Here is a 24937-nt window from a genome sequence, read left to right as displayed (position 1 = left end):
ATTAAAAATCATTGTATTGGTCACTCAGTTCATTGATAAATCTTTTCGATTATCATCAACGAGTGCCCACACAGATTGATAGGTTTAAATTGTTAAAGAGCGTTGCTTTTGAGGCTTACCTCTCAAGCGGACGGCCATTCTAGCGATTTGAATCTCAGTGTCAAACACTTTTTTGAATTTATTTTCGAAGAGAAGTTAAACTCAAATGATTCAGCTACTTAGCCTACTGAAACACTGCGAAGCGTTGTCGCTGTTGCCGTGTCAGTGGGGCGCATTATAGAGAGCTGAGTCACATTGGCAAGCCTTTTTTGACGTTTTTTTTGAATTTATTGTCGTTCGGCTAATTTTGCATCACCAAAGGCCAAAAGTGACTATTTACTGTCCATTTCTGCCACTTTTTTCGTGAATAAAGAGACTTTTTTCCAGTTGGTATATTCAACTTCTTTAGTTGTATCTGTTTCTCCACCCGTCATAGACATAATGAAGCGAATCATAAATTTGTCGAAGAAGTTATAGCGTGGATAACGTAGAGCTCCAGCAAAGACTCCTATTAGCTTGGGCTCCCATGGTGATTTCTTTAGGAAGGTTTTAATGTACGCACTCCCCTCTGGAGTATCTTTACCTTGGTCTTCCTTTCTCGCAGTTAGGTTCACACAGAAGAACGCGGCATTCACCTGTTCTAATTGTACTAAGTGCTTTTGAATGAATTGGTACAGTTTCTTGTTCAAGTGCCCATAACGTATAGAAGCACCAATCACTACACGGTCAAACTTGAGTAAATCCAAGGTATCTATCGAGGCTAGATCAAAAGACTCGCATTCAAACCCTTCTAGTTCACTCTCTATATGAGCGGATATCTTACGAGTCTGTCCATCGCAGGTGGAATACAACAATGCTGCCTTTTTCAATGATTCTTCCTTTAGCTTTTCCAAAATGCAGGAGTAAATAGGATCAATAGTGTGAAGACCTCTAGTCGACCAAACAACATAGAGACAACCAAGACCCATTTCGCAGAGTCACTTATATCACCATAATGCAGTGACACTTCGCCCAGACCAGGGCCTAAGTTATTTAATGTAGATGCGACTGCAGAGAATGCTGTCAGTTCGTCCATGCCTGTTGCAATCAACGCTAACATACAAATGACGAACACCAACGCATATGCAGAGAAGAAGCCCCAGACGGCATCAATGACTCTCGATGAGAGCGCTTTATTACCCAGTTTGATCGTAAATACGGCTCTAGGGTGAACAAGACGCTTTAGTTCACGAAATCCTTGCAACGTTAATAGCAATACTCGTATTACCTTCATACCACCACCCGTTGAACCTGCACACCCGCCTATAAAAGAAGAGAAGAGTAAAAGCACAGGTAAGAACAGTGGCCACTCGGCAAAACCCGTAGTAGTAAATCCGGCTGTCGTAGAGATGGACACACTCTGGAACAAGGCTTGGTCAAACGCTTCATAATAAGTGTCATAACTATGATGGTTGAGTAGCACCAAGAAGCAAATAGCAAACAGAATGACCTGAACACCTATAAAGGCTCTAAATTCAGGATCTCTTAAATAGTATTTAGGATGGACGCCACCGGAGGCAAATGCTGCGAAGTGCAAAGAGTAGTTACATGCAGAGATAAGCAAGAAGACTACGGTGATCATATTCACCGCGTAGCTATCGAAGTAAGCCATACTCGCATCGTGAGTAGAGAACCCCCCAATCGCGATGGTAGAAAAACTATGCCCAACCGCATCAAAGAAAGTCATACCGGCCATCCAAAATGCAATAGCACATGCTACGGTTAAGCTCAGATAGATATACCAAAGCGCCTTAGCCGTTTCCGCAATCCTTGGCGTCATTTTGCTATCTTTTACCGGGCCAGGTATTTCTGCACGGTAAAGCTGCATGCCACCGATGCCCAAAACCGGCAATATAGCCACCGCTAATACAATGATCCCCATACCACCAAACCACTGTAAAAACTGCCGATAAAAAAGCATTGCCTTAGGTAGTTCATCTAACCCAACAATTACGGTGGCACCGGTCGTGGTTAATGCAGAGAAGGATTCAAAGAAAGCATCGGCAACACTTACTGCCGCATTGTCGATAACGAGGAAAGGAAGCGAACCAGCACTGCCGATAACCGTCCAAAACAAAACAACGATAAGGAAGCCATCGCGTGCCTTTAAATCTCGCTTATGATGCCGATTGGGGAACCAGCAGGCAAAGCCACATATCAACAAAATGATAAAGGTCACCACGAAGGGCACACCCGCACCATCTCGGTAAATTAGAGCAACCCCTGCAGGTGCCAACATAGATACGCTAAACAGCGCAAGTAGCAGACCTACTATTCGAATAATGGAACGAAACTGCATACTTGGGTTAGCTCATCCTTGAAACTAAGGCTTTCGCCCCTGTTTTGTTAGTCATGGTTTGGATAAAGTCACTTTCATTAAGGACTTCAATCTCCACAATCAGTTTAGCCTTGATATCGTAAGAGGCTGATATTTCCACTGCCTCGTACTGCGCCATAATAGACTGAGTTAATGATATGAGAGAGTAATCAACCTCTACTATTAACTGCGTTGTGATTTTCTTTTCGATTGTCTCTAGTAGTTTAAGGGCTTGTTGAACCCCTCCACCGTAGGCTTTAACAAGCCCACCAGTCCCTAAGCGAATACCACCATAGTAACGAGTCACTACTGCAGTGAGTTCACCCACTCCTGAACCTGTCAGCTGAGCCAGTATAGGCTTCCCTGCTGTACCAGAAGGCTCACCATCATCACTAAACCCCCACTTCATTGAGTCTTCAGGGCGCCCAGCAACGAATGCCCAGCAATTGTGCCTCGCGTCATTATGTTTCGCCTTTATTTCATCTACAAATGCTTTGGCTTGCTCAATAGACGGAGTGTGAGCCAAGTAGGTAATAAACTGACTCTTCTTGATCTCTTCTTCAAAAATCGTCGATTTTGCGGGTATTAGATAAGGAGAGGCGTTCATTAGATCTATGTTTTATTTAGGTAATCCTGTGAGTTTATCACGAGAACGCATTTCGATTAATAGTGACCGGAACAACACTTGTTAACAACTTGTTGAACAAATGTATTGAATTTTGCTTGTTATATCGTCAAACTTAACTGGTCTTACCACGATCTTTAGCTCGCCTTTAAGGCTGACCCGACTCATGGAGAACACGGATGATCTATCAAGCAGAGACCCTCACGGTCAAACAACATCAAGATGGCATAGCTGAAATATGCTTTAGTGGGGCGAACTCCGTCAACAAACTAGACCTCAAAACACTAGAATCTCTAGATATTGGCATTAAATCACTACAACAACTTCAAGGCCTCAAGGGTGTGATTGTTACGAGTGATAAAGATGCCTTTATCGTTGGTGCTGACATTACAGAGTTTCTTGGACTATTTGCTAAGCCAAAAGAAGAGTTAAGTCAGTGGTTGCAGTTCGCTAATTCCATCTTTAATAACCTTGAAGACTTGCCTGTTCCCACCATTTCAGTCATTAGAGGGCATGCTCTTGGTGGCGGTTGTGAAGCCATTTTAGCTACAGATTTTCGCTTAGCGGATAAGACAGCCAACATTGGGCTACCGGAAACCAAACTAGGCATCATGCCAGGGTTTGGTGGAACGGTTCGACTGCCGCGTCTCATTGGTGCTGACAGCGCAATGGAAATTATTACTGCTGGAAGCTCAAAGCGAGCGGAACAATTACTAAAAATAGGTTTAATAGATGCCATCGTAGACACAGATAAGCTGTTTGATTCTGCTGTTTCACTTATACATGATGCCAACCGTGGTGCCATCGATTGGCAAGATCGTCGCAAACAAAAAACCTCACCATTAAGCCTAGGGAAACTAGAAGCAATGATGAGCTTTACAACAGCTAAAGGACTTGTTGCTCAAAAGGCAGGCCCTCACTATCCCGCACCAATGATGGCCGTTAAAACCATTGAAAGTGCCGCTAGATTTGCTCGTGATGAAGCACTCGATATAGAAAGAGAAAACTTCATTACTCTGACTCAAACAGAGGTCGCGACCTCGCTCGTCGGGTTATTCCTCAATGATCAATATATAAAGGGACTCGCTAAAAAAGCCGCTAAAGCTTCAGATAAACCCACACAGCGAGCAGGAGTGCTTGGCGCCGGCATTATGGGTGGTGGTATTGCCTACCAATCCGCACTCAAAGGCGTTCCTGTATTAATGAAGGACATTGCACAGCCCTCTTTAGATCTAGGCTTGGATGAAGCCTCAAAGTTACTGAATAGCCGTCTACAAAGAGGACGTATTAAACCTGATAAAGTGGCTAAAGTTCTCACCTCTATTACACCAAGCCTTCACTACGCAGGTATTGAGCAATCCGATGTCATCATTGAAGCCGTTGTTGAAAACCCAAAAGTCAAAGCAAGTGTATTGGCTGAGGTCGAACAACACGCAGACAAAGATGCGGTAATTACCTCTAACACCAGCACCATTCCTATTAAACTTCTAGCGAAATCATTGGAACGCCCAGAAAACTTCTGCGGCATGCACTTCTTTAACCCCGTGCATCGAATGCCTCTGGTGGAAATTATTCGTGGTGAGAAAACCTCTGACGAGACCATTAATCGCGTTGTGGCTTATGCCGCCAAAATGGGTAAATCACCCATAGTGGTCAATGATTGCCCTGGATTCTTTGTTAACCGTGTTCTATTCCCATATTTCAATGGATTTAGTCAGTTAGTTAACGATGGTGCTGACTTTCAGCATGTCGATAAAGTGATGGAGCGTCAATTTGGATGGCCAATGGGACCTGCCTATTTGCTAGACGTTGTTGGACTAGATACGGCGCATCATGCCCAGCAAGTTATGGCCAGTGGTTTCCCAGAACGAATGGCTAAGCAAGGTACTGATGCCATTGATGTACTGTTTGAACAAAAACGCTACGGGCAAAAAAATGGGGCAGGCTTCTACGAGTATCAACCGGATAGAAAAGGTAAACCTAAGAAGTACTTCAACCCTGAGGTTAGTGAGTACTTAGCAACTCTAAATGCACCTAATCAGCAATTCAGTGATGAAGAGGTGCTCCATCGTATGATGATTCCAATGATCAACGAGGTTGTACTGTGTCTTGAGGAAAACATTATTGCCTCGCCACAAGAAGCCGATATGGCTCTGGTATATGGCCTAGGATTCCCACCATTCAGGGGAGGCGTATTCCGTTACCTAGACAGCTTAGGAATCAAAAACTATCTAGCGCTATGTGAACAATATCAATCGTTAGGCCCACTGTATAAAGCACCAACTCTGCTTTACTCAATGGCCGACTCTGGCGATAGCTTTTACGCAAACCAACAAGCCACCAGCGTGTAATCAATAAGAGGGATTAGAAAATGAAAAACGTCGTAATTGTTGATTGCATTCGTACACCGATGGGACGCTCTAAGGGCGGTGCCTTTCGCCATGTTCGAGCAGAAGAACTTTCGGCTCACCTGATGAAGGGACTACTAAAAAGAAACCCAGCGGTTAACCCTAGTGAAATAGAAGATATTTATTGGGGCTGTGTGCAACAAACCCTTGAACAAGGCTTCAATATTGCCAGAAACGCCTCTCTACTTGCTGGCCTCCCTATTGAAATTGGAGCGGTGACAGTAAATAGACTATGCGGTTCTTCGATGCAGGCGCTGCATGATGCCAGTCGCTCTATCATGGTGGGCGATGCTGATATTTGCATCATTGGCGGTGTTGAGCACATGGGCCACGTCCCTATGAATCATGGCGTCGACTTCCATGATGGTTTGGGTAAGAGTGTCGCTAAAGCTTCCGGTATGATGGGGCTTACTGCCGAAATGCTGGGTAAGCTGCACGGTATACCAAGACAGCAGCAGGACGAATTTGCGGCTCGCTCGCATGCGAGAGCTCACCAAGCTACCCTCAGCGGTGCATTTAAGTCAGAGATCTATGCCACTGAAGCACACGCTGCAGATGGTTCTCTCATTTCACTCGACTACGATGAGGTAATTCGTCCCGAAACCACCGTAGAGGGACTATCGCAACTGAGGCCTGTTTTTGATCCCGCTAATGGTACGGTAACCGCGGGCTCATCATCAGCTCTGTCGGATGGGGCTTCAGCAATGCTGGTAATGAGTGAAGAAAAAGCTAACGAGCTTGGCCTGACTATTCGAGCCAAGGTTAAATCAATGGCGATTGCTGGCTGCGATCCAGCCACAATGGGATACGGCCCTGTTCCGGCAACTAAGAAAGCTCTAAAGCGTGCAGGGCTAACCATTGCCGATATGGACGTAGTAGAGCTTAACGAAGCCTTTGCGGCACAGGCACTTCCGGTAGCCAAGGACCTTGGACTGCTTGAGGTAATGGACGAAAAGGTTAACCTCAATGGTGGTGCTATTGCCCTTGGACATCCATTAGGCTGTTCTGGTGCTCGAATCTCTACAACATTGATTAATTTAATGGAGAGTAAAGATGCGAAATATGGCTTAGCGACTATGTGTATTGGTTTAGGCCAAGGCATCGCAACCGTATTTGAACGACCATAGCCCCCTTCTAAAGGCGACTCTAGTATTGTCTGGAGTCGCACTACCACTCAGATCATAAATCAACCATAATTAATGCACAAAACGCATATTTATAATGATAACAAATCATTTTTTTTATCCGCCAATCTTCTCTACACTTATCAGCAATTAAGAACGTTAACCCTTTGGAGTTACTAATGTTTAAAGCACTTGTTCTGAACCAAGAAGACAAAAAAACCCTTGCTGCTATCGAGCAAGTTGATGAATCACTATTACCAGAAGGTGATGTGGAAATCGCGGTAGATTACTCATCTCTAAACTACAAAGATGGTCTAGCGATTACAGGTAAGGGCAAAATCATTCGTAACTTCCCTATGGTTCCGGGCATCGATCTAGTCGGTACAGTGACAACTTCTGAAGACGCTCGCTACCAAGCTGGTGACAAAGTAGTACTAACTGGCTGGGGCGTAGGTGAAAACCATTGGGGCGGCATGTCAGAGAAAGCACGCCTTAAAGGTGATTGGCTAGTACCACTGGTAGAGGGTTTATCTGGTCAGCAAGCCATGAGTATTGGTACTGCGGGTTTCACGGCAATGCTTTGTGTACAAGCCATCGTTGATGGTGGCGTAAAACCTGAAGACGGTGAGGTTCTAGTAACAGGTGCTAGTGGTGGTGTAGGTAGCGTAGCTGTAACCCTACTAAACCAACTTGGGTATTCTGTTGCTGCGGTAACAGGCCGTGCTTCTCAAAACGGTGATTTACTCACAAGTCTAGGTGCGTCTCGCATCGTTGAACGCTCTGAATTTGCAGAACCTGCAAAACCACTAGAGCGCCAAGTATGGGCTGCTGCAGTAGATACTGTAGGTAGCAATATGCTGGCAAAAGTATTGGCACAGACTAACTACAACGGTGTAGTGGCAGCATGTGGTTTGGCTGGCGGTTTCGACCTTCCAACATCGGTTATGCCGTTTATCTTACGTAATGTACGCTTGCAAGGCGTTGATTCAGTAATGTGCCCAAGAGAAAAACGCATTCAAGCTTGGGAACGTTTAGTGGAACTGCTTCCTGCATCATACTTCGAGCAAGCAACTAAGCTCATCAACCTTGAAGATGCAATTCAAGCAGCCAATGACATCACCAATGGCCAAATTACGGGTCGCGTTGTGATTAAAGTAAGTTAGATTGCTGGGGGCAGCACTCTATAAGCCAGTGAAGAGATTCGCTGGCTTACTCCAACCCTAAGTCCATAACCCTCTTTTCTATTAACCTTCCACATTCCTTTTTCAGTATTCCTCTTAGCCACTTTTGCGCTGGTGAGGTGTCGCATCTCGAGTGCCAGATAAGAGAATAATCAAAGGGGATAAATTCAAATGGCAACGGCTTGATCACTAAGTCATGTCTTTCTGATACTAGATAAGCTAAATCGGCAGGAACAGTAATCACCAAAGGTAGCCGATCCACAATCGCTAGTGCTGCCTCTAGGTGATAAGCACGCATTATCAAATTCATTGAGCCATGAGGCTTCAAGCTCTCATCAATCAAGGATTTAACACCATCGCTTATTGCTATCATGGCATGCGGCAGGGTCAAAAAATCATTAATCGTCAGAGGCTTATCCACTAAAGGATGGTGCTTTGATAGCAGGCAGGTAACGCCCACTTTACCTAGCACCTCTCTGCGTAATGGTTCTATTTCGGAAACAGGTCGGCAGATCGCCATATCCGCTCTTTCTGCGGTCAATTGATGGTAGATGTTGTCGTGCTGCAGTGGTTGAAAGTCCAAGGATATATTCGGCGCTTCTTCATAGATCTTAGGCAAAGCAAACGGCAGTATGGTTTGCATTGCATAGTCCGTCGTCGCCACTACAAAGCGTTGCGTGCACATTGAGGGGTCAAAGTCCGTAGGAGTAAGCAGATCCCTTATCGCTTCTAGCGGGAACTGAATCTGCTCATTGATTAATAACGCTTTTTCTGTGGCTATGAGGTTTTGTCCATTGCGAGTAAACAATGGATCATTTAACAGCTCTCTTAGTCGCCCTAAAACGCGACTCATCGCCGATTGACTGAGATTGAGCCTAAGGGCTGCTCGACTCACACTTCCCTCTTCTACCAAAACCCGTAAGGCTATAAGTAGATTAAGATCTCTGCGATAAATATCTTCTAGTTCCATGTAACCTCAAACACCAACAAAGCTTATTGTTTATAGTATCAGCTAAGTCAATTCGTGTTTACAAATAACCGGTTTGGGTAGGATACTGAATTTTAGACAAAAAAATCCCGCATCGGAGTGCGGGGAAGCCCAAGAAAAAGGGATAGTGTCGGAATATCTGCTCAACCTGACTGTTATCAAGTTGTTAAATCTAAGTTAAATTAACAATACACCCTGAACTTAAGATTGCCAAGTTGATATTGAATATTTTTTATACTCGAGTATGATCGCGGTCTCATTTTTTGGGAGAGGAAGCTATGTCGTTTAATCCAGAAGTTGCAAATCACATCCTAGAGGCAGAAGGTTTACGCTGCCCAGAGCCCGTTATGATGGTCAGAAAAACCATTCGTAACATGCAAGATGGCGAAGTATTGCTAGTTAAAGCAGATGACCCTTCTACTGTGCGTGATATTCCAAGCTTCTGTCGCTTCATGGATCATCAACTCATAGCGGAAAAAACCGACACAGCCCCATTTCAATACCTGATTAAAAAAGGGCTGGCTTAATCTCGTCTCTCTAGGGCCTGTTGACCTTTTGCGATTAAATTTTGCTCGACCAGAAGCCATTTAATCAAGGCGAGTGTTTTGCCGCCTAGTCATCTAAGCAAAAGACGCTCAACGACGAGTAAATGGCTTCTGGCCGAGCCCTTCGGGTAGCGCTTTGTTGGGTATTTAAACAAATCGTTACAAAAATCAACTCAAAAGGTCAACAGGCCCTAATAAATGGCTGCGCTTACTGCAAGTATTGCAAACAGTGCAGCAGTTACCTTTCTAATCATTGCCAATGGCAAACGCTCTGCCGATAACTTACCAATAATCACAACCGGTACATTCGCAAGTAACATTCCAATCGTCGTACCAAGCACAACCATCATCAACGCATCTGCATATTGCGCCCCTAAAATTGAGGTTGCTATCTGAGTCTTATCTCCAATCTCTGCAACGAAAAAAGCAATAAAGGTGGCAACAAATGGTCCTTTGTTGGATATCGACTCATCCTCATCCAACTTATCTGGGATTAGCACCCATAACGCCATTGCGATGAAGCTTGCAACAACAACCCACTTTAGAATCGACGGACTCAACAAATCAGAGACAAGTACGCCAAGCCAAGCGGCTACCGCATGGTTAGCTATGGTTGCTAGAAAAATGGCAGCAATAATAGGCAAAGGCTTGCGATAACGGCTGGCCAAAAGCAGAGATAAAAGTTGGGTTTTATCACCAATTTCCGCTAAGGCAACGGTGGTGATAGAAATGGCTAATACGCTCAAAGGGTTCTCTCTAGAGGTGGGGGATAACAAACAATAGACAAGTCTCACTCCCCCACCTAGGTTCATGATACTTATCTAAGGTCTTGCTAAACAAGTGTCTCGAACGCCATGATGATTTTGCATCAATTATGTTGACGGACGAACCGGACAATTGATTGCCACGGTAAGCTACTCCCCAAAGATGCGAGGATTTTAGTCATCCACTAGGTGAGAATCAAGCACCAATTACCCCATAAAAAGCAAGATAAGCCACCTTCTTGCTGTTAAAGCCCCTCTCAACGCGGTATTGATGCTTTTTTCGCTACTCCCCATCGCAATTCATGGGTATAATTTGAAGTTATTTCATTTTCAGACAAAAGAATCGCGCGAAACGACTATGCAAAAATACGATATCAAAACCTTCCAGGGAATGATCCTCGCGCTGCAGGATTATTGGGCTCAAAACGGTTGTACTATTGTTCAACCGTTAGATATGGAAGTAGGTGCTGGCACCTCTCACCCAATGACATGTCTGCGTGCACTTGGCCCAGAGCCAATGTCTACGGCATACGTTCAGCCATCTCGTCGTCCAACTGATGGACGCTATGGTGAGAACCCAAACCGCCTGCAGCACTACTATCAATTCCAAGTAGCTTTAAAGCCTTCTCCAGATAATATTCAGGAGTTGTACCTTGGCTCACTTGAAGTACTTGGTATCGATCCATTAGTTCACGATATTCGTTTCGTAGAAGACAACTGGGAAAACCCAACACTGGGTGCTTGGGGTCTTGGCTGGGAAGTTTGGCTAAACGGCATGGAAGTGACTCAGTTTACCTACTTCCAGCAAGTAGGTGGTCTTGAATGTAAGCCTGTTACCGGTGAAATCACTTACGGTATCGAACGTCTAGCGATGTACATTCAAGAAGTAGACTCTGTTTATGACCTAGTATGGAACGTTGCTCCTGATGGCTCTAACGTGACCTACGGTGATATTTTCCACCAAAACGAAGTAGAGCAATCCACTTACAACTTCGAACACGCTGACGTTGATTTCCTATTCACATTCTTCGACCAATGTGAAAAAGAGTGTAAAGAACTCCTAGAGCTAGAGAAGCCATTACCGCTTCCTGCTTATGAGCGTATTCTAAAAGCTGGCCACGCATTCAACATTCTTGATGCGCGTAAAGCTATCTCTGTAACAGAGCGCCAACGCTACATCCTCCGCATCCGCAATCTGACGAAAGCAGTTGCAGAAGCATACTATGCATCGCGTGAAGCACTTGGCTTCCCTATGTGTAAAAAACAAGGTGAGGAGAAGTAATCATGGCAAAAGAATTTCTAATTGAACTGGGTACTGAAGAGCTACCACCAACACAGCTTCGTACTCTTGCTGAAGCATTTTCTGCAAACTTCGAAGCTGAGCTTAAAGACGCAAGTCTGACTCATGAAGGTATTAAATGGTATGCCGCTCCTCGTCGTCTAGCACTTAAGGTTTCAGCTCTAGCTGAAGGCCAAGCTGACAAAGTAGTAGAGAAACGCGGTCCTGCAATCTCTGTTGCATTCGACGCTGAAGGCAATGCAACAAAAGCAGCACAAGGCTGGGCACGCGGCAACGGTATTACCGTTGACCAAGCTGAGCGCCTTAAAACAGACAAAGGTGAATGGCTACTGTTTAAGCAGGAAGTAAAAGGTCAAGCAACAACTGATATCGTTGTTGATCTAGCCGCTAAAGCACTGTCTAACTTACCTATCGCTAAGCCAATGCGTTGGGGCGACAAAACCACTCAGTTTATTCGTCCAGTAAAAACACTGACTATGTTAATGGGTAGCGAGCTTATTCAAGGTGAGATCCTTGGCGTAGCTTCTGACCGCACTATTCGTGGTCACCGCTTTATGGGTGAGCAAGAGTTCACTATCGACTCGGCAGAGCAATACCCTGCGATTCTAGAAGAGCGCGGTAAAGTAATGGCGGATTACGATGCGCGTAAAGCGATCATCCTAGCTGACTCTCAAAAAGCTGCGGCAGCTGTTGGCGGTATTGCTGACCTGGAAGATGACCTGGTAGAAGAAGTGACGTCTCTGGTTGAGTGGCCGGTTGTACTGACTGCGAAATTTGAAGAAGAATTCCTAAAGGTGCCTTCTGAAGCTTTGGTTTACACCATGAAGGGCGACCAAAAGTACTTCCCTGTTTACGATGAAAACAAGAAGCTTCTACCAAACTTCATCTTTGTTTCTAACATCGAGTCAAAAGAACCTCGCCACGTTATCGAAGGCAACGAAAAGGTTGTTCGCCCTCGTCTCGCTGACGCAGAGTTTTTCTTCAACACTGACCGTAAGCGTCCGTTGATCGACCGTCTTCCTGAGCTAGAACAAGCGGTATTCCAAAAGCAACTGGGTACGATCAAAGATAAAACAGACCGTATCACAGCACTAGCAGGATACATTGCTAAGCAAATTGATGCCGATGTTGAGAAAGCAACGCGTGCTGGCCTACTGGCTAAATGTGACCTTATGACCTCTATGGTATTCGAATTTACCGATACCCAAGGCGTAATGGGCATGCACTATGCAACTCATGACGGTGAAGATGAGCAAGTAGCACTGGCTCTTTACGAGCAGTACATGCCTCGCTTTGCGGGTGACGATCTACCTAGCACTGGTATTTCTTCAGCCGTCGCTATGGCTGACAAGCTAGATACTATTGTAGGTATCTTTGGTATTGGTCAAGCACCTAAGGGCTCTGACCCATTTGCACTGCGTCGCGCATCTCTAGGTGTGTTGCGTATCATCGTAGAAAATGGCTACAACCTAGACCTTGTTGACCTTATTCGTGAAGCTAAGATCCAGTTTGGTACCAAGCTAACTAACGACAACGTTGAGCAAGATGTCATCGACTTCATGCTAGGTCGTTTCCGTGCTTGGTATCAAGATGCTGGCTTCAGTATTGATATCATCCAAGCAGTACTGGCTCGTCGCCCAACTAAACCTGCTGATTTCGATCAACGTGTTAAAGCAGTATCTCACTTCCGTGACCTTGAAGCGGCAGAGGCACTAGCGGCAGCGAACAAGCGCGTAGGTAATATCCTAGCGAAATTCGATGGTGAGCTAGCTGAAGAGATCGACCTTGCGCTTCTACAAGAAGATGCAGAGAAAGCTCTAGCAGAAAATGTTGAAGTTATGGCTGAAGCACTAGAGCCTGCGTTTGCAACGGGTAACTACCAACAAGCCCTAAGCAAGCTTGCCGATCTTCGTGAGCCTGTTGATGCTTTCTTCGATAACGTTATGGTTATGGCCGATGACGAAGCATTGAAAAAGAACCGCTTAACGCTACTGAATAAACTGCGTAACCTGTTCTTGCAGATTGCTGATATTTCTCTTCTGCAGAAATAATCCTTTTAAAGCCCAGCTCTCGCTGGGCTTTTTCTTTGCAAATAGTTATTCCAGCTATTGAGTAACCCCCTATCTCTAGGCTAAGGTTTGTCTCTTCCTATACTTTTTAGAAATAGTCAGGGCCTAGCATGTCTTCTTCGAAAACCTATTCAAAATTCGGTGAGAAATTTAACCGTAACTCAGGCATCACTCAATTAATGGGTGATCTCAATGATGGCCTGCGTACGCCTGGCGCCTTGATGCTTGGTGGTGGTAACCCTGCGGCTATTCCTGAAGTATTGGACTATTTCTCAGAAGTAACGGCTCAAATGCTCGCAAATGGAGAACTGGTTTCTGCCATGGCCAACTATGACGGTCCACAAGGCAAAGACACCTTTGTAAAAGGTTTGGCAAAGCTACTCAGAGAGACCTATGGCTGGGAGATTAGTGAAAAAAATATCTCTCTGACCAACGGCAGTCAAAGTGCATTCTTTTATCTCTTTAACCTGCTCGCAGGTAAGCAGCCAGATGGCAGCCATAAGAAAATACTACTGCCACTAGCACCCGAGTATATTGGATATTGTGACTCTGGTATTGAAGACGACATCTTTATCTCTTATAAGCCTGAGATTGAGTTGCTAGACGATAGACAATTTAAGTATCACGTAGATTTCTCACAGCTGAAAATTGATGAATCTGTCGCGGCCATTTGCGCATCTAGACCAACTAACCCAACTGGAAACCTACTGACCGATGAAGAGGTTTACAAGCTCGATGAATTGGCACGTAAGCATAATATTCCTCTGATATTAGACAATGCCTATGGCACCCCATTCCCTAATATCGTATTTGAAGAGGCGACACCATTTTGGAACGACAACACCATATTATGTATGAGTCTCTCCAAGCTAGGTTTACCGGGTCTACGATGCGGTATCGTAATCGCGAATGAGGAAACTACACAAGCCTTAACCAATATCAATGGCATCATTGGATTAGCCCCTGGCAGTATTGGTCCAGCTGTGGCTCAACATATGATTGAGTCAAATGATCTATTGCGATTGAGCGACGACGTCATCAAGCCTTTCTATCAACAAAAATCAATACGAGCGGTATCCCTGCTGCAATCTGCCATTACCGATCCTAGATTTAGGATCCATAAACCCGAAGGAGCAATGTTCCTTTGGCTATGGTTTGATGAATTACCGATTACCACAATGGAACTGTACAAGCGCCTGAAAGCTAGAGGGGTTTTAATTGTTCCAGGTGAGTACTTCTTCTTTGGTCAAGAAGACCTGTGGGATCACTCTCACCAATGCTTGAGAATGAACTACGTACAAAATGATGAGGATATGCAAAAGGGAATCCAAATCATCGCTGAAGAAGTCGAAAAGGCTTATCGCAACTGATAATGAGTTATCGATAATAGATAAACGACGATCACCAAAGAGGGTCATCGTCGTTTATTATAATTAAACCAATATGACATCTGAACGCATACTATAGAGAACAAATAGCACTTCTTCTTGCTCTCTCTGCCCGACACCATTCTTATTCATCGCAGCTAGCGCATCATCCAAAACCGCAACAAACTCAACAGCAGAGATATTCATTCCTTTATGCACGGCAAGCATATCTTTTCCCTTATACAGATTTGGGCCTCCTGTGCCCGTTATAAAGAACTCTGCTACCGATTGCTTTAGGCGCGATAATTCAGAATTGGCAAACCGAGTGCTGATCGCTTTATTGGCAAGATGAAGGTCTACAATATCACTCGATATTTGAGTAATAGAGTCTGAACCGCCCAGTCTCTCATATAATGTCGACATAACTCTGTTCCTTAATTATTTGTTCTTGATTGGCACCATAATGTGAGCGTAAGGGGTATCCTTCCACATAACATAGGGACCGCCATTAAAAGGGTCATCACTGATGCCCTTGAGAAGCTCTTTGGGCACAACAATCATCAAGTGAGGCCCCTCTTTTACCCATACGTCACCATTATCAGGATCGGTTGCAGCTGGGTTGGAATTACTCACATAAGCATCGCCCTGCATCATGTATGAAATACCAATACGATCGGTTTCAAACGGCTGTCCTAGAGCTGCAGCCTTAAGCAACTCTGACCATACCGCATCATTACACATTGGATGCATGTCACCAGGTATAACCGGTACACCAGGAACACAATGCCAGTGTGGGCTTCCCTCTCTCAGGACTTTACCGTCTGTATCAAGGATAGTTGCTTTTGAGCTTAAATCGCTATGCGCAGCACTCTCAGCTTGCTGTATCTTTTTATCCGTAGCGCTGACATTAAAGCTAATCAAATAGCCCCCTAGCAGTAGGCTAACCAGTAATTTACTCATAGGAACTCCTCACATTTCACCGCTCAAAGACATCTATAAAGATAAAGTTTGATAGCAACTATAATTATGAGGATTTAATGAGATTTACATGAAGTAACGTGAATAGGTACACTTATCACCCTCACCTAGGCAAGGACTATGGATATAGCAGTCATCAATGAGACCCGATCCAGAGAACTCAGTTTCTTAGCTCAAAGTATGCAGTGCAACGGCCCTGATGTTATTGGTGTATACGGGATCGCTGGTGTGGGGAAAAGTACCTTACTCAACCAATTCGCGACTCTCTATCCAGATCGCTGCTTTAAGCTCAATTGCCAACAGATAGAACCAACGCCAAGAGCGTTTCTTCAATATCTTCAACAGATAACCAATAGCCATGATGAAAGTCTAAGCGCTATCTCTGCCGCTCTAGATTTAGCGCCCAATCAAAGTTTACCGGTTTTGTTGCTTGACCAATTTGAGTCAATAAATTTGATTGAATCATGGCTTAGACAAGAGTGTATGCCTGCGCTTTTAGACAAAATTAAGATCATTTTTTGTGGTCGACTCGTTCCCGCAAGCCAATGGATAATCAACCCTACGGGCGAGCTTCACTACCTCAGCCTAAAACTAGAGTGTTTATCCTTTAATGAATCAATGCAATTCTTACAGAGTCAGGGGCATTCGACGGGTGTCGCATTGGGAATCAACCAATTTGCTAATGGCCACCCTCTTGCATTGCGATTAGCCAGTAATGCAGTATTAGAGCGCCCACAGCGCCAACTCAGTGAACAGCCTCCTAACAATATCATTCATTCCTTAGTCCGGTTTTTTATTGAAGACGTTAGCGATAAAGAGCTACAGCAAGCCTTACTCGCTTGCTCGATCATCAGACGCATGACGGAGCCATTACTTAAAGCTATGCTGCTTTGTACTGACACCCAAGCCAGAAAGCTGTACGAGGATTTAACCCTCATCGATTTCGTAGAGGTTAATGAAGATGGTTTAAGCTTACATGAGGTGCTCAAAAAGACGTTGAGCTCAGACCTAAAATCTCGCTCACCACAGCAGTTTAGCCTCTTTCGTCATAGGGCAAGCCAACAGATCCGCTCAGAGCTTAAGGTCGCAAGTTTGGGTCAAATGTGGAGATACACTGCCGATATCATCTATCTGGTAGAAAATAACGTTATTCGTAACGCTTTCTTTCCTCCCAACGACCGACGTGAATACAGTATTGAAGCTGCATGCGAGGCGGATAAGTCAAAGGTGATGGATATTGTGACAAAGCACGAGCCCATGCAGGCTTTATCTCTCTATGAACACTGGTGGTGTAAACATATTAATGCTTTCCATTGTGTGAAAAATACACAAGGGCAGATTGTCGGATTCTATTGCTTATTAAAAACCACAGAAATACTTGCCCACCAGCTCAATGATGATCCTATCACCAAGGCTTGGGTTACCCATTTAAATCAGACTGTGACGCAAGACTGCAGTGCAGAACACATCTTTATCCGCCGATGGTTATCTCTAGACAAAGGTGAGTCATTAAGTGGTGTGCAAGCTGCATGTTGGCTTGATATAAAACGAATCTATTTAGAAATGAGGCCACAGCTAAAACGAGTATATCTCACACTCCAAGACCTCCAGCCCTATGCTCCAGCGGCTCTAGAGTTGGGATTTCAAGTCCTTGATATGAAAGTTGAAATTGGTGACAAAACTTATTACTCAGCAATGCTCGATATGGGAGAAGAATCCGTCAACGGTTGGGTCTCTAAACGATTACTGCATGAGCTCAGTAGTCAAGAATCCATCCAGGCATCTCCAGCATGGTTTGACGTTAATGCAAGACAGATCCGCATTAATGACTCTCAAATCAACCTAACACCTTTGGAGTTTGAGACTCTAGCTTTATTAATCTCACACCAGGAAGAAGTCGTCTCACGAAAACTTTTACTTAAAGAAGTATGGGGAATTAAACACGATGGTTCGAGTAATGTCGTGGATACGATAATACGCTCATTAAGAAGAAAGCTGGGCAACCACTCAAAACTCATTCAATCTGTCAGAGGCACCGGCTATCGATTCATTTCTGACACCTAAGCAATAAAAAAGAGCGCCTTAGGCGCTCTTTCACTGCTTTGTTCTGTCGCTAACTTACTCTGCTGAGTCAGCATTGCTCTCAATAAGTTTGCTACCATTGATAGCGATCTTACGAGGCTTCATTGCTTCTGGAATCTCTCTTTGCAGATCGATATGAAGCAAACCATTTTCCATTGTCGCACCAACCACTTTTACGTAGTCAGCCAATTGGAATTTACGCTCAAAATCACGCTCAGCAATACCTTGGTAAATGTACTTTTTACCTTCTTCAGCTTGACGCTCACCACGCACGATTAGCACGTTTTCTTTTTGAGTAATATCCAACTGATCGTCAGCAAAGCCAGCTACTGCCATAGTGATACGGTAGTTGTTTTCATCTTGCTGTTCGATGTTGTATGGAGGGTATCCCGCGGAAGTGTTCTTAGCTGATGATGCTTCCATCATGTTAAACAGACGATCAAAGCCAATAGCGTTGCGGTACAAAGGAGTGAAATCTACAGTTCTCATAATACTATCCTATTCATTAGCAATAGCCTTAACTCAGAGTGGCGAGTTAAGGGTGTTGTTTCCATTCCATCTCGGACATGGGTTCAACAGATTTAAGTTGTGTGCTTTTCTCTGTCCTTCCTCTCTTGAGCGAAGCGAGTTAAGCGGTTCAGAAGACCCATCAGGCATCCTCTTCACAACTAGATATAAGGATGAGCAAAATCTGTTTCAAGGGATTAATTTGAAAAAATTTTAAATTTATCTATTTTTCATAATGTTAGATAAGAAAAAAGCACTACCAAAATGGCAGTGCTTTCTAAATAATTATCCGCGAGCTAATCGTGATTAAACGTCTAGGTTCGCTACTTTCAGGGCATTATCTTCGATGAAGCGACGGCGCGGTTCTACGTGGTCACCCATTAGAGTGGTGAACAACTGGTCTGCACCCACAGCGTCTTCAATAGTCACCTGCATCATACGACGAGTGTCTGGGTCCATGGTTGTTTCCCAAAGCTGATCTGGGTTCATTTCACCTAGACCTTTGTAACGCTGTAGTGAAAGACCACGACGAGACTCTTTAGTTAGCCACTCAAGAACTTCTTGGAAAGTGGTGACTTGTGCAGTACGCTCACCACGCTTCACATAAGCACCTTCCTCAAGAAGACCATCAAGTGCATCGGAAAGTGATGCCAACTTGTCGTACTCTTTTGTCGCAAGTAGTTCTAGGCTAACCACATATTCGTAATGAACACCGTGAGTACGTACTACAACCTTAGGTAGGCATACGTTCAGCTCTGCGTGTTTTTCAACCTCAAGACTGTACTGGCTAGCACCCACTTCTTTAGCATTAAGTTGAGAGACTAAACGCTCACCCCAAGCGGTTACTAGAGCTTCGTCTTGGCACTCTTCGGCTGTCAAACGAGGTACATAAATGAACTCTTCCACCAGCGATTTTGGTAGTTGGCGAGCCATACGCTCAACTAGCTTAGTTGCTTGGTTAAACTGAGTCACAAGAGCCTCTAGAGGCTCACCAGAAAGAGCCGGAGCTTCTGGGTTTACATACAATGCAGCGTTATCCAAAGCCAGTGCCGTTTGGTACTGAGTCATCGCGTCTTCATCTTTAATGTATTGCTCTTGCTTACCCTTCTTCACTTTGTAAAGTGGTGGCTGAGCGATGTAGATGTAGCCACGCTCAATAAGCTCAGGCATTTGACGGTAGAAGAAGGTCAGCAGTAGGGTACGGATGTGTGAACCATCCACATCGGCATCGGTCATGATGATGATGTTGTGGTAGCGCAACTTATCTGGGTTGTACTCGTCACGACCGATACCACAGCCAAGTGCAGTAATCAGTGTCGCCACTTCTTGAGAAGAAAGCATCTTGTCGAAACGTGCCTTCTCAACGTTTAGAATCTTACCTTTAAGTGGAAGAATCGCTTGGTTCTTACGGTTACGACCCTGCTTAGCACTACCGCCCGCAGAGTCACCCTCCACTATGTATAGTTCAGAAAGCGCTGGGTCTTTCTCTTGGCAATCTGCTAGTTTACCTGGCAGACCTGCTAAATCTAATGCGCCTTTACGACGAGTCATCTCACGTGCTTTACGCGCTGCTTCACGAGCTCGCGCTGCATCAATGATCTTGCCACACACTATTTTCGCTTCACCTGGGTTCTCAACTAGAAACTCAGATAGCTTCTCACCCATTGCAGATTCAACGGCAGACTTCACCTCAGACGAAACAAGCTTGTCTTTAGTTTGGCTTGAGAATTTCGGATCTGGAACCTTAACTGAGATAACCGCAGTCAAACCTTCACGCGCATCATCACCAGATGTTGCTGCTTTGGCTTTCTTAGAAAAACCTTCTTTATCCATGAAAGTGTTAAGAGTACGCGTCAACGCTGAACGGAAACCCGCTAAGTGAGTACCACCATCACGCTGAGGAATGTTGTTAGTGAAGCAGAAGATATTCTCTTGGAAGCCATCGTTCCACTGCATAGCCACTTCAACACTGATGCCATCTTCACGCTCACTATCAAAGTGGAAGATTTTTTGGATGATAGGTGTTTTGTTGGTATTTAGGTGGTCAACAAACGCTTGAATACCACCTTCAAACATGAAGTGATCAGATTTATCTTCTTCACGCTCATCAACTAATTTGATCGATACGCCGGAGTTAAGGAAAGATAACTCACGTAGTCGCTTAGCTAGGATATCGTAGTGGAACTCAATATTAGAGAAGGTATCTTCGCTTGGCCAAAAACGGATTTCTGTACCCGTTTTATCAGTTTCACCTACTGCCGCCAATGGTGCTTGAGGCTCACCATGGTGATAAGTTTGAGTATGAATTTGACCGCCACGCTGAATCGTCAGAGTAACTTGCTTAGACAATGCGTTTACAACTGAAACACCTACGCCGTGAAGACCGCCCGATACCTTGTACGAGTTATCGTCAAACTTACCACCGGCGTGCAGAACGGTCATGATAACCTCTGCAGCAGACACTTGTTCTTCTTCGTGCATTTCAGTCGGGATACCACGACCATCGTCTCGAACAGAAACAGAATCGTCGTCATGGATGGTAACTATGATGTCGTTACAGTGACCTGCTAGCGCTTCATCAATAGAGTTATCCACTACCTCGAATACCATATGGTGAAGACCTGTTCCGTCGTCTGTGTCACCTATGTACATACCTGGACGCTTACGAACCGCATCTAGGCCTTTTAGTACTTTAATACTCGATGAATCGTAATTTTCTGCCATGAGTTACTCTCTATTTGGGTCTATGTATCATCCATGTTACGGCCAAACCAAAGTGACGCTTTGGTGAGCTCGTAAATACCGATAATAGCCATCTATATTGAATATGTTCTACTACGCTAGGAATCTAAAATACCTAGCCGTTAAAGTAGCATTGTAAGACCTAAACCTATTATTTGAGGGGCTTTCATCCCTCATTGGCTTAAATCTCGATTTTTCGTCAAATTTGTATAATTTGCTCAGCTACAACAAAGGGGTCGACGCATAATAAACCCCCTATTCTACTAGCTCTATTTTGCCACGTTCCACATGAAACATCTTGCTATTTTCGCTGTTCATTTCATCAATTTGGCTTTTTGTAATAGAGCTTACAAATACTTGTGCTCCAGTTTCCTTTAAGCAGTCTGCTAAGCGTGCTCTTCGTTGACTATCAAGCTCTGATGCAAAGTCATCGATGAGGTATATGCACTGTTTTTCGGTTAACTTTGTTAGGTGTTGGCCTTGGGCAACTCGCAGTGCACATACCAATAATTTTAGTTGTCCACGAGACAGGATATCTTCAACTGGCGTACCCTTGACCCTAATTTTTAAGTCAGCCTTATTTGGTCCACTAAAAGTATAGCCAAGGTGCTGATCTCTCTCGAAATTTCTTTCCAATAATTCGGCATAATCTGCTCCTTTCTCCCACCCTTGGTAAAAAGAGATAGAAACATCAAACTCTGAGAGGAAATCCTTACACAGTGGTTCTGCCACTTCTTTTAGCTGCGCCACATACTGGGCGCGCCAAGTGGAAATCATTTCAGCCAGTTTAGCTAGTTCCTGATCCCAGTAACGCAACTCTCGATAACTACTGGCTGTTTTTAGTAAGGCATTGCGCTGCTTGTTAAGGCGCTTTATTCGCCCCCACACTTCATAAAACTGAGGTTCGCAATGAAACACTCCCCAATCAATAAATGCGCGGCGGTGTTTCGGTCCATCGGTAAGTAAATCAAAGCCTTCTGGGTGAATCAGCTGTAAAGGCAACACCTTGGCAAGCTCAGCGAGCTTTTGCCCTGACTCACCAGAGATCTTAACCTCTGTACTGCCATCACGACGCTTGTTAATACCAATAGGGAGTTCAAACTGCTGTGGGTTCTGCAATCTGCCATGGACAAACAATTCACCGCAATCATGCTGAATAATGCGACCGGTAATCGAGCTTTTAAATGAGCGACCGTGCCCAAGTAGGTAGATGGCCTCTAGCAAGCTGGTTTTACCGCTGCCGTTAGCCCCTATAAGAAAATTAAAGCCTGGCGATGGGCTAACATCGCAGGCTTCAATATTTCGAAACTGTTTAATAACAAGACGAGTAAGAGGCATACCGTTATAGACGGATCGGCATTACCACGTATTGAGCGCTTGAGTCTTCAGCATTCTCAATCAAGGCACTCGCATTCGCATCAGACATAGAAAGGGATACCTTCTCACAACGCACTGCGTTTAATACATCCAACACATAGCTAACGTTGAAGCCAATCTCTAGGTCATCGCCTTGATAATCAACATCAACCACTTCTTGTGCTTCTTCTTGCTCAGGGTTGTTAGCTGTGATCTGCATAGTGCCACTCGACAGATTCACTCGCACACCACGGAATTTTTCGTTTGAAAGAATAGCGGCACGTGAAAATGCTTGGCGTAAGTCTTCACAATCTGCAATCACTGTCTTAGTGGTATTTTGTGGCATTACACGACGATAGTCAGGAAAACGCCCATCGACCAATTTAGAGGTGAACACAAAGTTTGCGACACTTGCTCGAATGTTTGAAGAACCAATCAACAAGGTAACTGACTCATCTGGCTGATCAAGAATCTTCATCAGTTCAAGGACACCCTTGCGTGGGATAATCACTTGCTGTTGAGGATGGCTGTCAGAGAGTGTTGTTTCAGAAACCGCCATGCGGTGACCATCGGTTGCCACAGAGCGCAAGGTATCGCCATCGATGTCAAACAACATACCATTGAGGTAGTAACGAACATCTTGGTTCGCCATAGAGAATTGCGTCTTCTCTATTAACGCTCTTAGGTTACCCTGAGTCAGGGTCAGTTCTGTATCAGACTGCCAATCTTCAATATTTGGAAAATCGATCGCAGGTAGCGTCGCTAAAGAAAAACGGCTTCGACCAGAACGAACAACTACGCGTTCCGCATCAAGTGAAAGGGTAATATCCGCATTATCTGGCAGTCCACGACAGATATCGAAGAACTTACGAGAAGGTACGGTAATGCTTCCTGGCTCAAAGTCATTCTCTAACTGAACCTGACTGATCAACTCTACTTCAAGGTCAGTTGCCGTCATAGATAAGAAGCCATTTTCAACCTTGAGCAAGACATTGCCCAAAATAGGTAAAGCAGGACGACCTGCTAGCGCACCAGAAACCTGTTGCAGGGGCTTGATCAGAAGCTGACGATTAATAGTGAATTTCATTCTATTAATTACCTATTACGATGAAAGTGTACGGATTAAGTTAGAGTAGTCTTCTTTGATGTCATGACTCTCTTCGCGAAGCTGTTCAATCTTACGGCATGCGTGCAGTACCGTAGTATGGTCACGACCACCAAACGCATCACCAATTTCAGGCAAGCTGTGGTTGGTAAGCTCTTTTGCTAGTGCCATCGCCAATTGACGTGGACGAGCAACAGAACGAGAACGACGCTTAGACAAGAGGTCAGCAACCTTAATCTTGTAGTATTCCGCGACGGTCTTTTGAATGTTGTCTATGGTGACGAGCTTCTCTTGAAGTGCCAATAAATCACGCAGCGCTTCACGAACAAAATCGATAGTGATAGGACGACCAGTGAAATTCGCATTCGCGATAACACGGTTCAACGCCCCTTCAAGCTCACGAACATTTGAACGCAGGCGCTTAGCAATAAAGAATGCCACTTCATCAGCTAAATGAATCTGATGGTCTTCAGCCTTCTTCATCAAGATAGCAACACGAGTCTCAAGCTCTGGTGGCTCAATTGCCACCGTCAAGCCCCAGCCGAAGCGAGACTTTAGACGATCTTCAACCCCGGTAATCTCTTTAGGATAACGGTCCGAGGTAAGGATAATTTGTTGGTTGCCTTCTAATAGCGCATTAAAGGTATGGAAAAACTCTTCTTGGGAACGTTCTTTGTTCGCAAAGAATTGAATGTCATCGATTAGCAAGGCATCGACGCTTCGGTAATAACGCTTAAATTCTTCTATCGCATTGTTTTGCAGAGCTTTAACCATATCTTGCACAAAACGCTCAGAGTGCATGTACACCACTTTGGCATTTGGCTTGTTATCTACAATGGCATTACCTACGGCATGCAAAAGGTGAGTCTTACCCAAACCCGTTCCACCATATAGGAACAATGGGTTATAGGCAGCGCCAGGGTTGTCAGACACTTGTCGTGCAGCAGCTAAACCCAACTGGTTCGATTTACCCTCAACGAAATTATTGAAGCGGTGCTTCACATTCACGTTAGAGCGGTAGGTAATGTCAGACACATCACTATCGTTATCCCAGGTTTTATGCACAGGTCTACGTCGTGCTAATTGCGCAGGCGCAGAAAACTCAGCAGCAACATCAGCGGCCGACTTTTTAGCCGCTGGTGGCGGTGCAGAAACAGGCTTACTGCCCACCTCAAATCTGAGGCTAGGGATATCGTTATCGCAGAATTCTTGCAGGTGACGATTGATGCTGTTGATGTACTTATCGCGAACCCAATCCAATACGAATCGATTTGGGGCAAATAAGGTCAGTGTGTTACCACTTAACTCAGCTTGGAGCGGACGCACCCACATGCTGAATTCGGTTGCAGGAAGTTCTTCCTGAAGTTGCTGCAAACATTGAGTCCAAAGCGAAGATGACAC

20 protein-coding genes and 1 riboswitch are annotated in these 24937 nt (G+C 44.7%); of the genes, 8 read left to right on the top strand and 12 right to left on the bottom strand.

The window, feature by feature from the left end:
- Window positions 1-371: 371 nt before the first annotated feature.
- Genes hemG through OCU46_RS00090 form a run of 3 tightly spaced genes read right to left on the bottom strand, consistent with a single transcriptional unit; the run spans window position 372 to window position 3002 of the window.
- Window positions 372-908 (bottom strand): menaquinone-dependent protoporphyrinogen IX dehydrogenase, encoded by a 537-nt coding sequence (gene hemG / locus OCU46_RS00100; RefSeq protein WP_141273398.1) that lies wholly within the window; start codon window positions 906-908, stop codon window positions 372-374.
- A gap of 11 nt (window positions 909-919) precedes the next feature.
- Window positions 920-2377, bottom strand: a complete 1458-nt coding sequence (locus OCU46_RS00095; RefSeq protein ID WP_141273396.1) for a TrkH family potassium uptake protein — start codon at window positions 2375-2377, stop codon at window positions 920-922.
- 7 nt (window positions 2378-2384) lie between these two features.
- A complete protein-coding gene (locus tag OCU46_RS00090) occupies window positions 2385-3002 on the bottom strand; it encodes a YigZ family protein (protein WP_017029824.1) in 618 nt (205 codons plus the stop codon).
- Window positions 3003-3199: 197 nt separating this feature from the next.
- Between OCU46_RS00090 and fadB the strand changes: the two genes are divergently transcribed.
- From fadB to acuI, 3 genes are all read left to right on the top strand, one after another.
- Entirely contained in the window at window positions 3200-5371 is a 2172-nt protein-coding gene (fadB, locus tag OCU46_RS00085; RefSeq protein WP_141273394.1) for a fatty acid oxidation complex subunit alpha FadB, read from the top strand.
- A 20-nt stretch (window positions 5372-5391) separates the two neighbouring features.
- Window positions 5392-6555, top strand: coding sequence for an acetyl-CoA C-acyltransferase FadA (fadA, locus tag OCU46_RS00080; protein WP_141273392.1), 1164 nt, complete (start codon window positions 5392-5394; stop codon window positions 6553-6555).
- 176 nt (window positions 6556-6731) lie between these two features.
- Window positions 6732-7715 (top strand): acrylyl-CoA reductase (NADPH), encoded by a 984-nt coding sequence (gene acuI, locus OCU46_RS00075; protein ID WP_141273390.1) that lies wholly within the window; start codon window positions 6732-6734, stop codon window positions 7713-7715.
- Between the two features lie 46 nt (window positions 7716-7761).
- Here the strand turns inward: acuI and OCU46_RS00070 are convergent, their stop codons facing one another.
- Window positions 7762-8703 (bottom strand): LysR family transcriptional regulator, encoded by a 942-nt coding sequence (locus tag OCU46_RS00070; RefSeq protein WP_141273388.1) that lies wholly within the window; start codon window positions 8701-8703, stop codon window positions 7762-7764.
- Window positions 8704-8999: 296 nt separating this feature from the next.
- Between OCU46_RS00070 and tusA the strand changes: the two genes are divergently transcribed.
- Window positions 9000-9248 carry a sulfurtransferase TusA gene (gene tusA, locus OCU46_RS00065; RefSeq protein ID WP_141273386.1) on the top strand — a complete coding sequence of 83 codons (249 nt, stop codon included), beginning with the start codon at window positions 9000-9002 and terminating at the stop codon, window positions 9246-9248.
- A gap of 209 nt (window positions 9249-9457) precedes the next feature.
- On the opposite strand, the gene OCU46_RS00060 is transcribed toward tusA, so the two are convergent.
- Window positions 9458-10012, bottom strand: coding sequence for a TMEM165/GDT1 family protein (locus OCU46_RS00060; protein ID WP_141273384.1), 555 nt, complete (start codon window positions 10010-10012; stop codon window positions 9458-9460).
- 14 nt (window positions 10013-10026) lie between these two features.
- A riboswitch (yybP-ykoY riboswitch) is annotated at window positions 10027-10201 on the bottom strand.
- Window positions 10202-10388: 187 nt separating this feature from the next.
- Between OCU46_RS00060 and glyQ the strand changes: the two genes are divergently transcribed.
- The 3 genes from glyQ (at window position 10389) to OCU46_RS00045 (ending at window position 14769) form a co-directional block, all read left to right on the top strand.
- The gene (gene glyQ / locus OCU46_RS00055; RefSeq protein ID WP_017029817.1) at window positions 10389-11312 is read left to right on the top strand and encodes a glycine--tRNA ligase subunit alpha; all 924 of its coding nucleotides are present in this window, start codon (window positions 10389-10391) and stop codon (window positions 11310-11312) included.
- 2 nt (window positions 11313-11314) lie between these two features.
- A complete protein-coding gene (gene glyS / locus OCU46_RS00050; RefSeq protein WP_141273381.1) occupies window positions 11315-13381 on the top strand; it encodes a glycine--tRNA ligase subunit beta in 2067 nt (688 codons plus the stop codon).
- A 128-nt stretch (window positions 13382-13509) separates the two neighbouring features.
- Window positions 13510-14769: a valine--pyruvate transaminase gene (locus OCU46_RS00045; RefSeq protein WP_141273379.1), complete on the top strand. Its 1260-nt coding sequence runs from the start codon at window positions 13510-13512 to the stop codon at window positions 14767-14769.
- Between the two features lie 63 nt (window positions 14770-14832).
- Here the strand turns inward: OCU46_RS00045 and OCU46_RS00040 are convergent, their stop codons facing one another.
- Both OCU46_RS00040 and OCU46_RS00035 read right to left on the bottom strand, forming a co-directional pair.
- Complete coding sequence (locus OCU46_RS00040; RefSeq protein ID WP_141273377.1) at window positions 14833-15189, bottom strand: group I truncated hemoglobin; 357 nt, start codon at window positions 15187-15189, stop codon at window positions 14833-14835.
- A 15-nt stretch (window positions 15190-15204) separates the two neighbouring features.
- A complete protein-coding gene (locus OCU46_RS00035) occupies window positions 15205-15726 on the bottom strand; it encodes a hypothetical protein (protein WP_141273376.1) in 522 nt (173 codons plus the stop codon).
- A gap of 138 nt (window positions 15727-15864) precedes the next feature.
- On the opposite strand from OCU46_RS00035, the gene OCU46_RS00030 reads away from it, so the two are divergent.
- Window positions 15865-17808 carry a winged helix-turn-helix domain-containing protein gene (locus tag OCU46_RS00030; protein ID WP_141273374.1) on the top strand — a complete coding sequence of 648 codons (1944 nt, stop codon included), beginning with the start codon at window positions 15865-15867 and terminating at the stop codon, window positions 17806-17808.
- A 54-nt stretch (window positions 17809-17862) separates the two neighbouring features.
- Here the strand turns inward: OCU46_RS00030 and OCU46_RS00025 are convergent, their stop codons facing one another.
- The 5 genes from OCU46_RS00025 to dnaA all read right to left on the bottom strand — a co-directional run bounded on the left by OCU46_RS00025 (window position 17863) and on the right by dnaA (window position 24937).
- The gene (locus OCU46_RS00025; RefSeq protein ID WP_141273372.1) at window positions 17863-18315 is read right to left on the bottom strand and encodes an Hsp20 family protein; all 453 of its coding nucleotides are present in this window, start codon (window positions 18313-18315) and stop codon (window positions 17863-17865) included.
- 324 nt (window positions 18316-18639) lie between these two features.
- Window positions 18640-21057: a DNA topoisomerase (ATP-hydrolyzing) subunit B gene (gene gyrB, locus OCU46_RS00020; protein ID WP_141273370.1), complete on the bottom strand. Its 2418-nt coding sequence runs from the start codon at window positions 21055-21057 to the stop codon at window positions 18640-18642.
- 273 nt (window positions 21058-21330) lie between these two features.
- Entirely contained in the window at window positions 21331-22413 is a 1083-nt protein-coding gene (gene recF, locus OCU46_RS00015; protein ID WP_141273368.1) for a DNA replication/repair protein RecF, read from the bottom strand.
- Window positions 22414-22417: 4 nt separating this feature from the next.
- Complete coding sequence (gene dnaN, locus OCU46_RS00010; protein ID WP_141273366.1) at window positions 22418-23518, bottom strand: DNA polymerase III subunit beta; 1101 nt, start codon at window positions 23516-23518, stop codon at window positions 22418-22420.
- 15 nt (window positions 23519-23533) lie between these two features.
- The gene (dnaA, locus tag OCU46_RS00005) at window positions 23534-24937 is read right to left on the bottom strand and encodes a chromosomal replication initiator protein DnaA (RefSeq protein ID WP_141273364.1); all 1404 of its coding nucleotides are present in this window, start codon (window positions 24935-24937) and stop codon (window positions 23534-23536) included.

Source organism: Vibrio comitans (assembly GCA_024346835.1).
Taxonomy (GTDB): domain Bacteria; phylum Pseudomonadota; class Gammaproteobacteria; order Enterobacterales; family Vibrionaceae; genus Vibrio; species Vibrio comitans.
Note: the sequence above shows the minus strand (reverse complement) of the source record. Positions and strands in the feature narration are given on the sequence as shown.

Bases quoted from the DNA above. Each gene is read 5' to 3' on its own strand.
- OCU46_RS00095 (WP_141273396.1), bottom strand. From the start codon at position 2,377: ATGCAGTTTCGTTCCATTATTCGAATAGTAGGTCTGCTACTTGCGCTG.
- OCU46_RS00090 (WP_017029824.1), bottom strand. From the start codon at position 3,002: ATGAACGCCTCTCCTTATCTAATACCCGCAAAATCGACGATTTTTGAA.
- fadB (WP_141273394.1), top strand. From the start codon at position 3,200: ATGATCTATCAAGCAGAGACCCTCACGGTCAAACAACATCAAGATGGC.
- fadA (WP_141273392.1), top strand. From the start codon at position 5,392: ATGAAAAACGTCGTAATTGTTGATTGCATTCGTACACCGATGGGACGC.
- acuI (WP_141273390.1), top strand. From the start codon at position 6,732: ATGTTTAAAGCACTTGTTCTGAACCAAGAAGACAAAAAAACCCTTGCT.
- OCU46_RS00070 (WP_141273388.1), bottom strand. From the start codon at position 8,703: ATGGAACTAGAAGATATTTATCGCAGAGATCTTAATCTACTTATAGCC.
- tusA (WP_141273386.1), top strand. From the start codon at position 9,000: ATGTCGTTTAATCCAGAAGTTGCAAATCACATCCTAGAGGCAGAAGGT.
- glyQ (WP_017029817.1), top strand. From the start codon at position 10,389: ATGCAAAAATACGATATCAAAACCTTCCAGGGAATGATCCTCGCGCTG.
- glyS (WP_141273381.1), top strand. From the start codon at position 11,315: ATGGCAAAAGAATTTCTAATTGAACTGGGTACTGAAGAGCTACCACCA.
- OCU46_RS00045 (WP_141273379.1), top strand. From the start codon at position 13,510: ATGTCTTCTTCGAAAACCTATTCAAAATTCGGTGAGAAATTTAACCGT.
- OCU46_RS00040 (WP_141273377.1), bottom strand. From the start codon at position 15,189: ATGTCGACATTATATGAGAGACTGGGCGGTTCAGACTCTATTACTCAA.
- OCU46_RS00035 (WP_141273376.1), bottom strand. From the start codon at position 15,726: ATGAGTAAATTACTGGTTAGCCTACTGCTAGGGGGCTATTTGATTAGC.
- OCU46_RS00030 (WP_141273374.1), top strand. From the start codon at position 15,865: ATGGATATAGCAGTCATCAATGAGACCCGATCCAGAGAACTCAGTTTC.
- OCU46_RS00025 (WP_141273372.1), bottom strand. From the start codon at position 18,315: ATGAGAACTGTAGATTTCACTCCTTTGTACCGCAACGCTATTGGCTTT.
- gyrB (WP_141273370.1), bottom strand. From the start codon at position 21,057: ATGGCAGAAAATTACGATTCATCGAGTATTAAAGTACTAAAAGGCCTA.
- recF (WP_141273368.1), bottom strand. From the start codon at position 22,413: ATGCCTCTTACTCGTCTTGTTATTAAACAGTTTCGAAATATTGAAGCC.
- dnaN (WP_141273366.1), bottom strand. From the start codon at position 23,518: ATGAAATTCACTATTAATCGTCAGCTTCTGATCAAGCCCCTGCAACAG.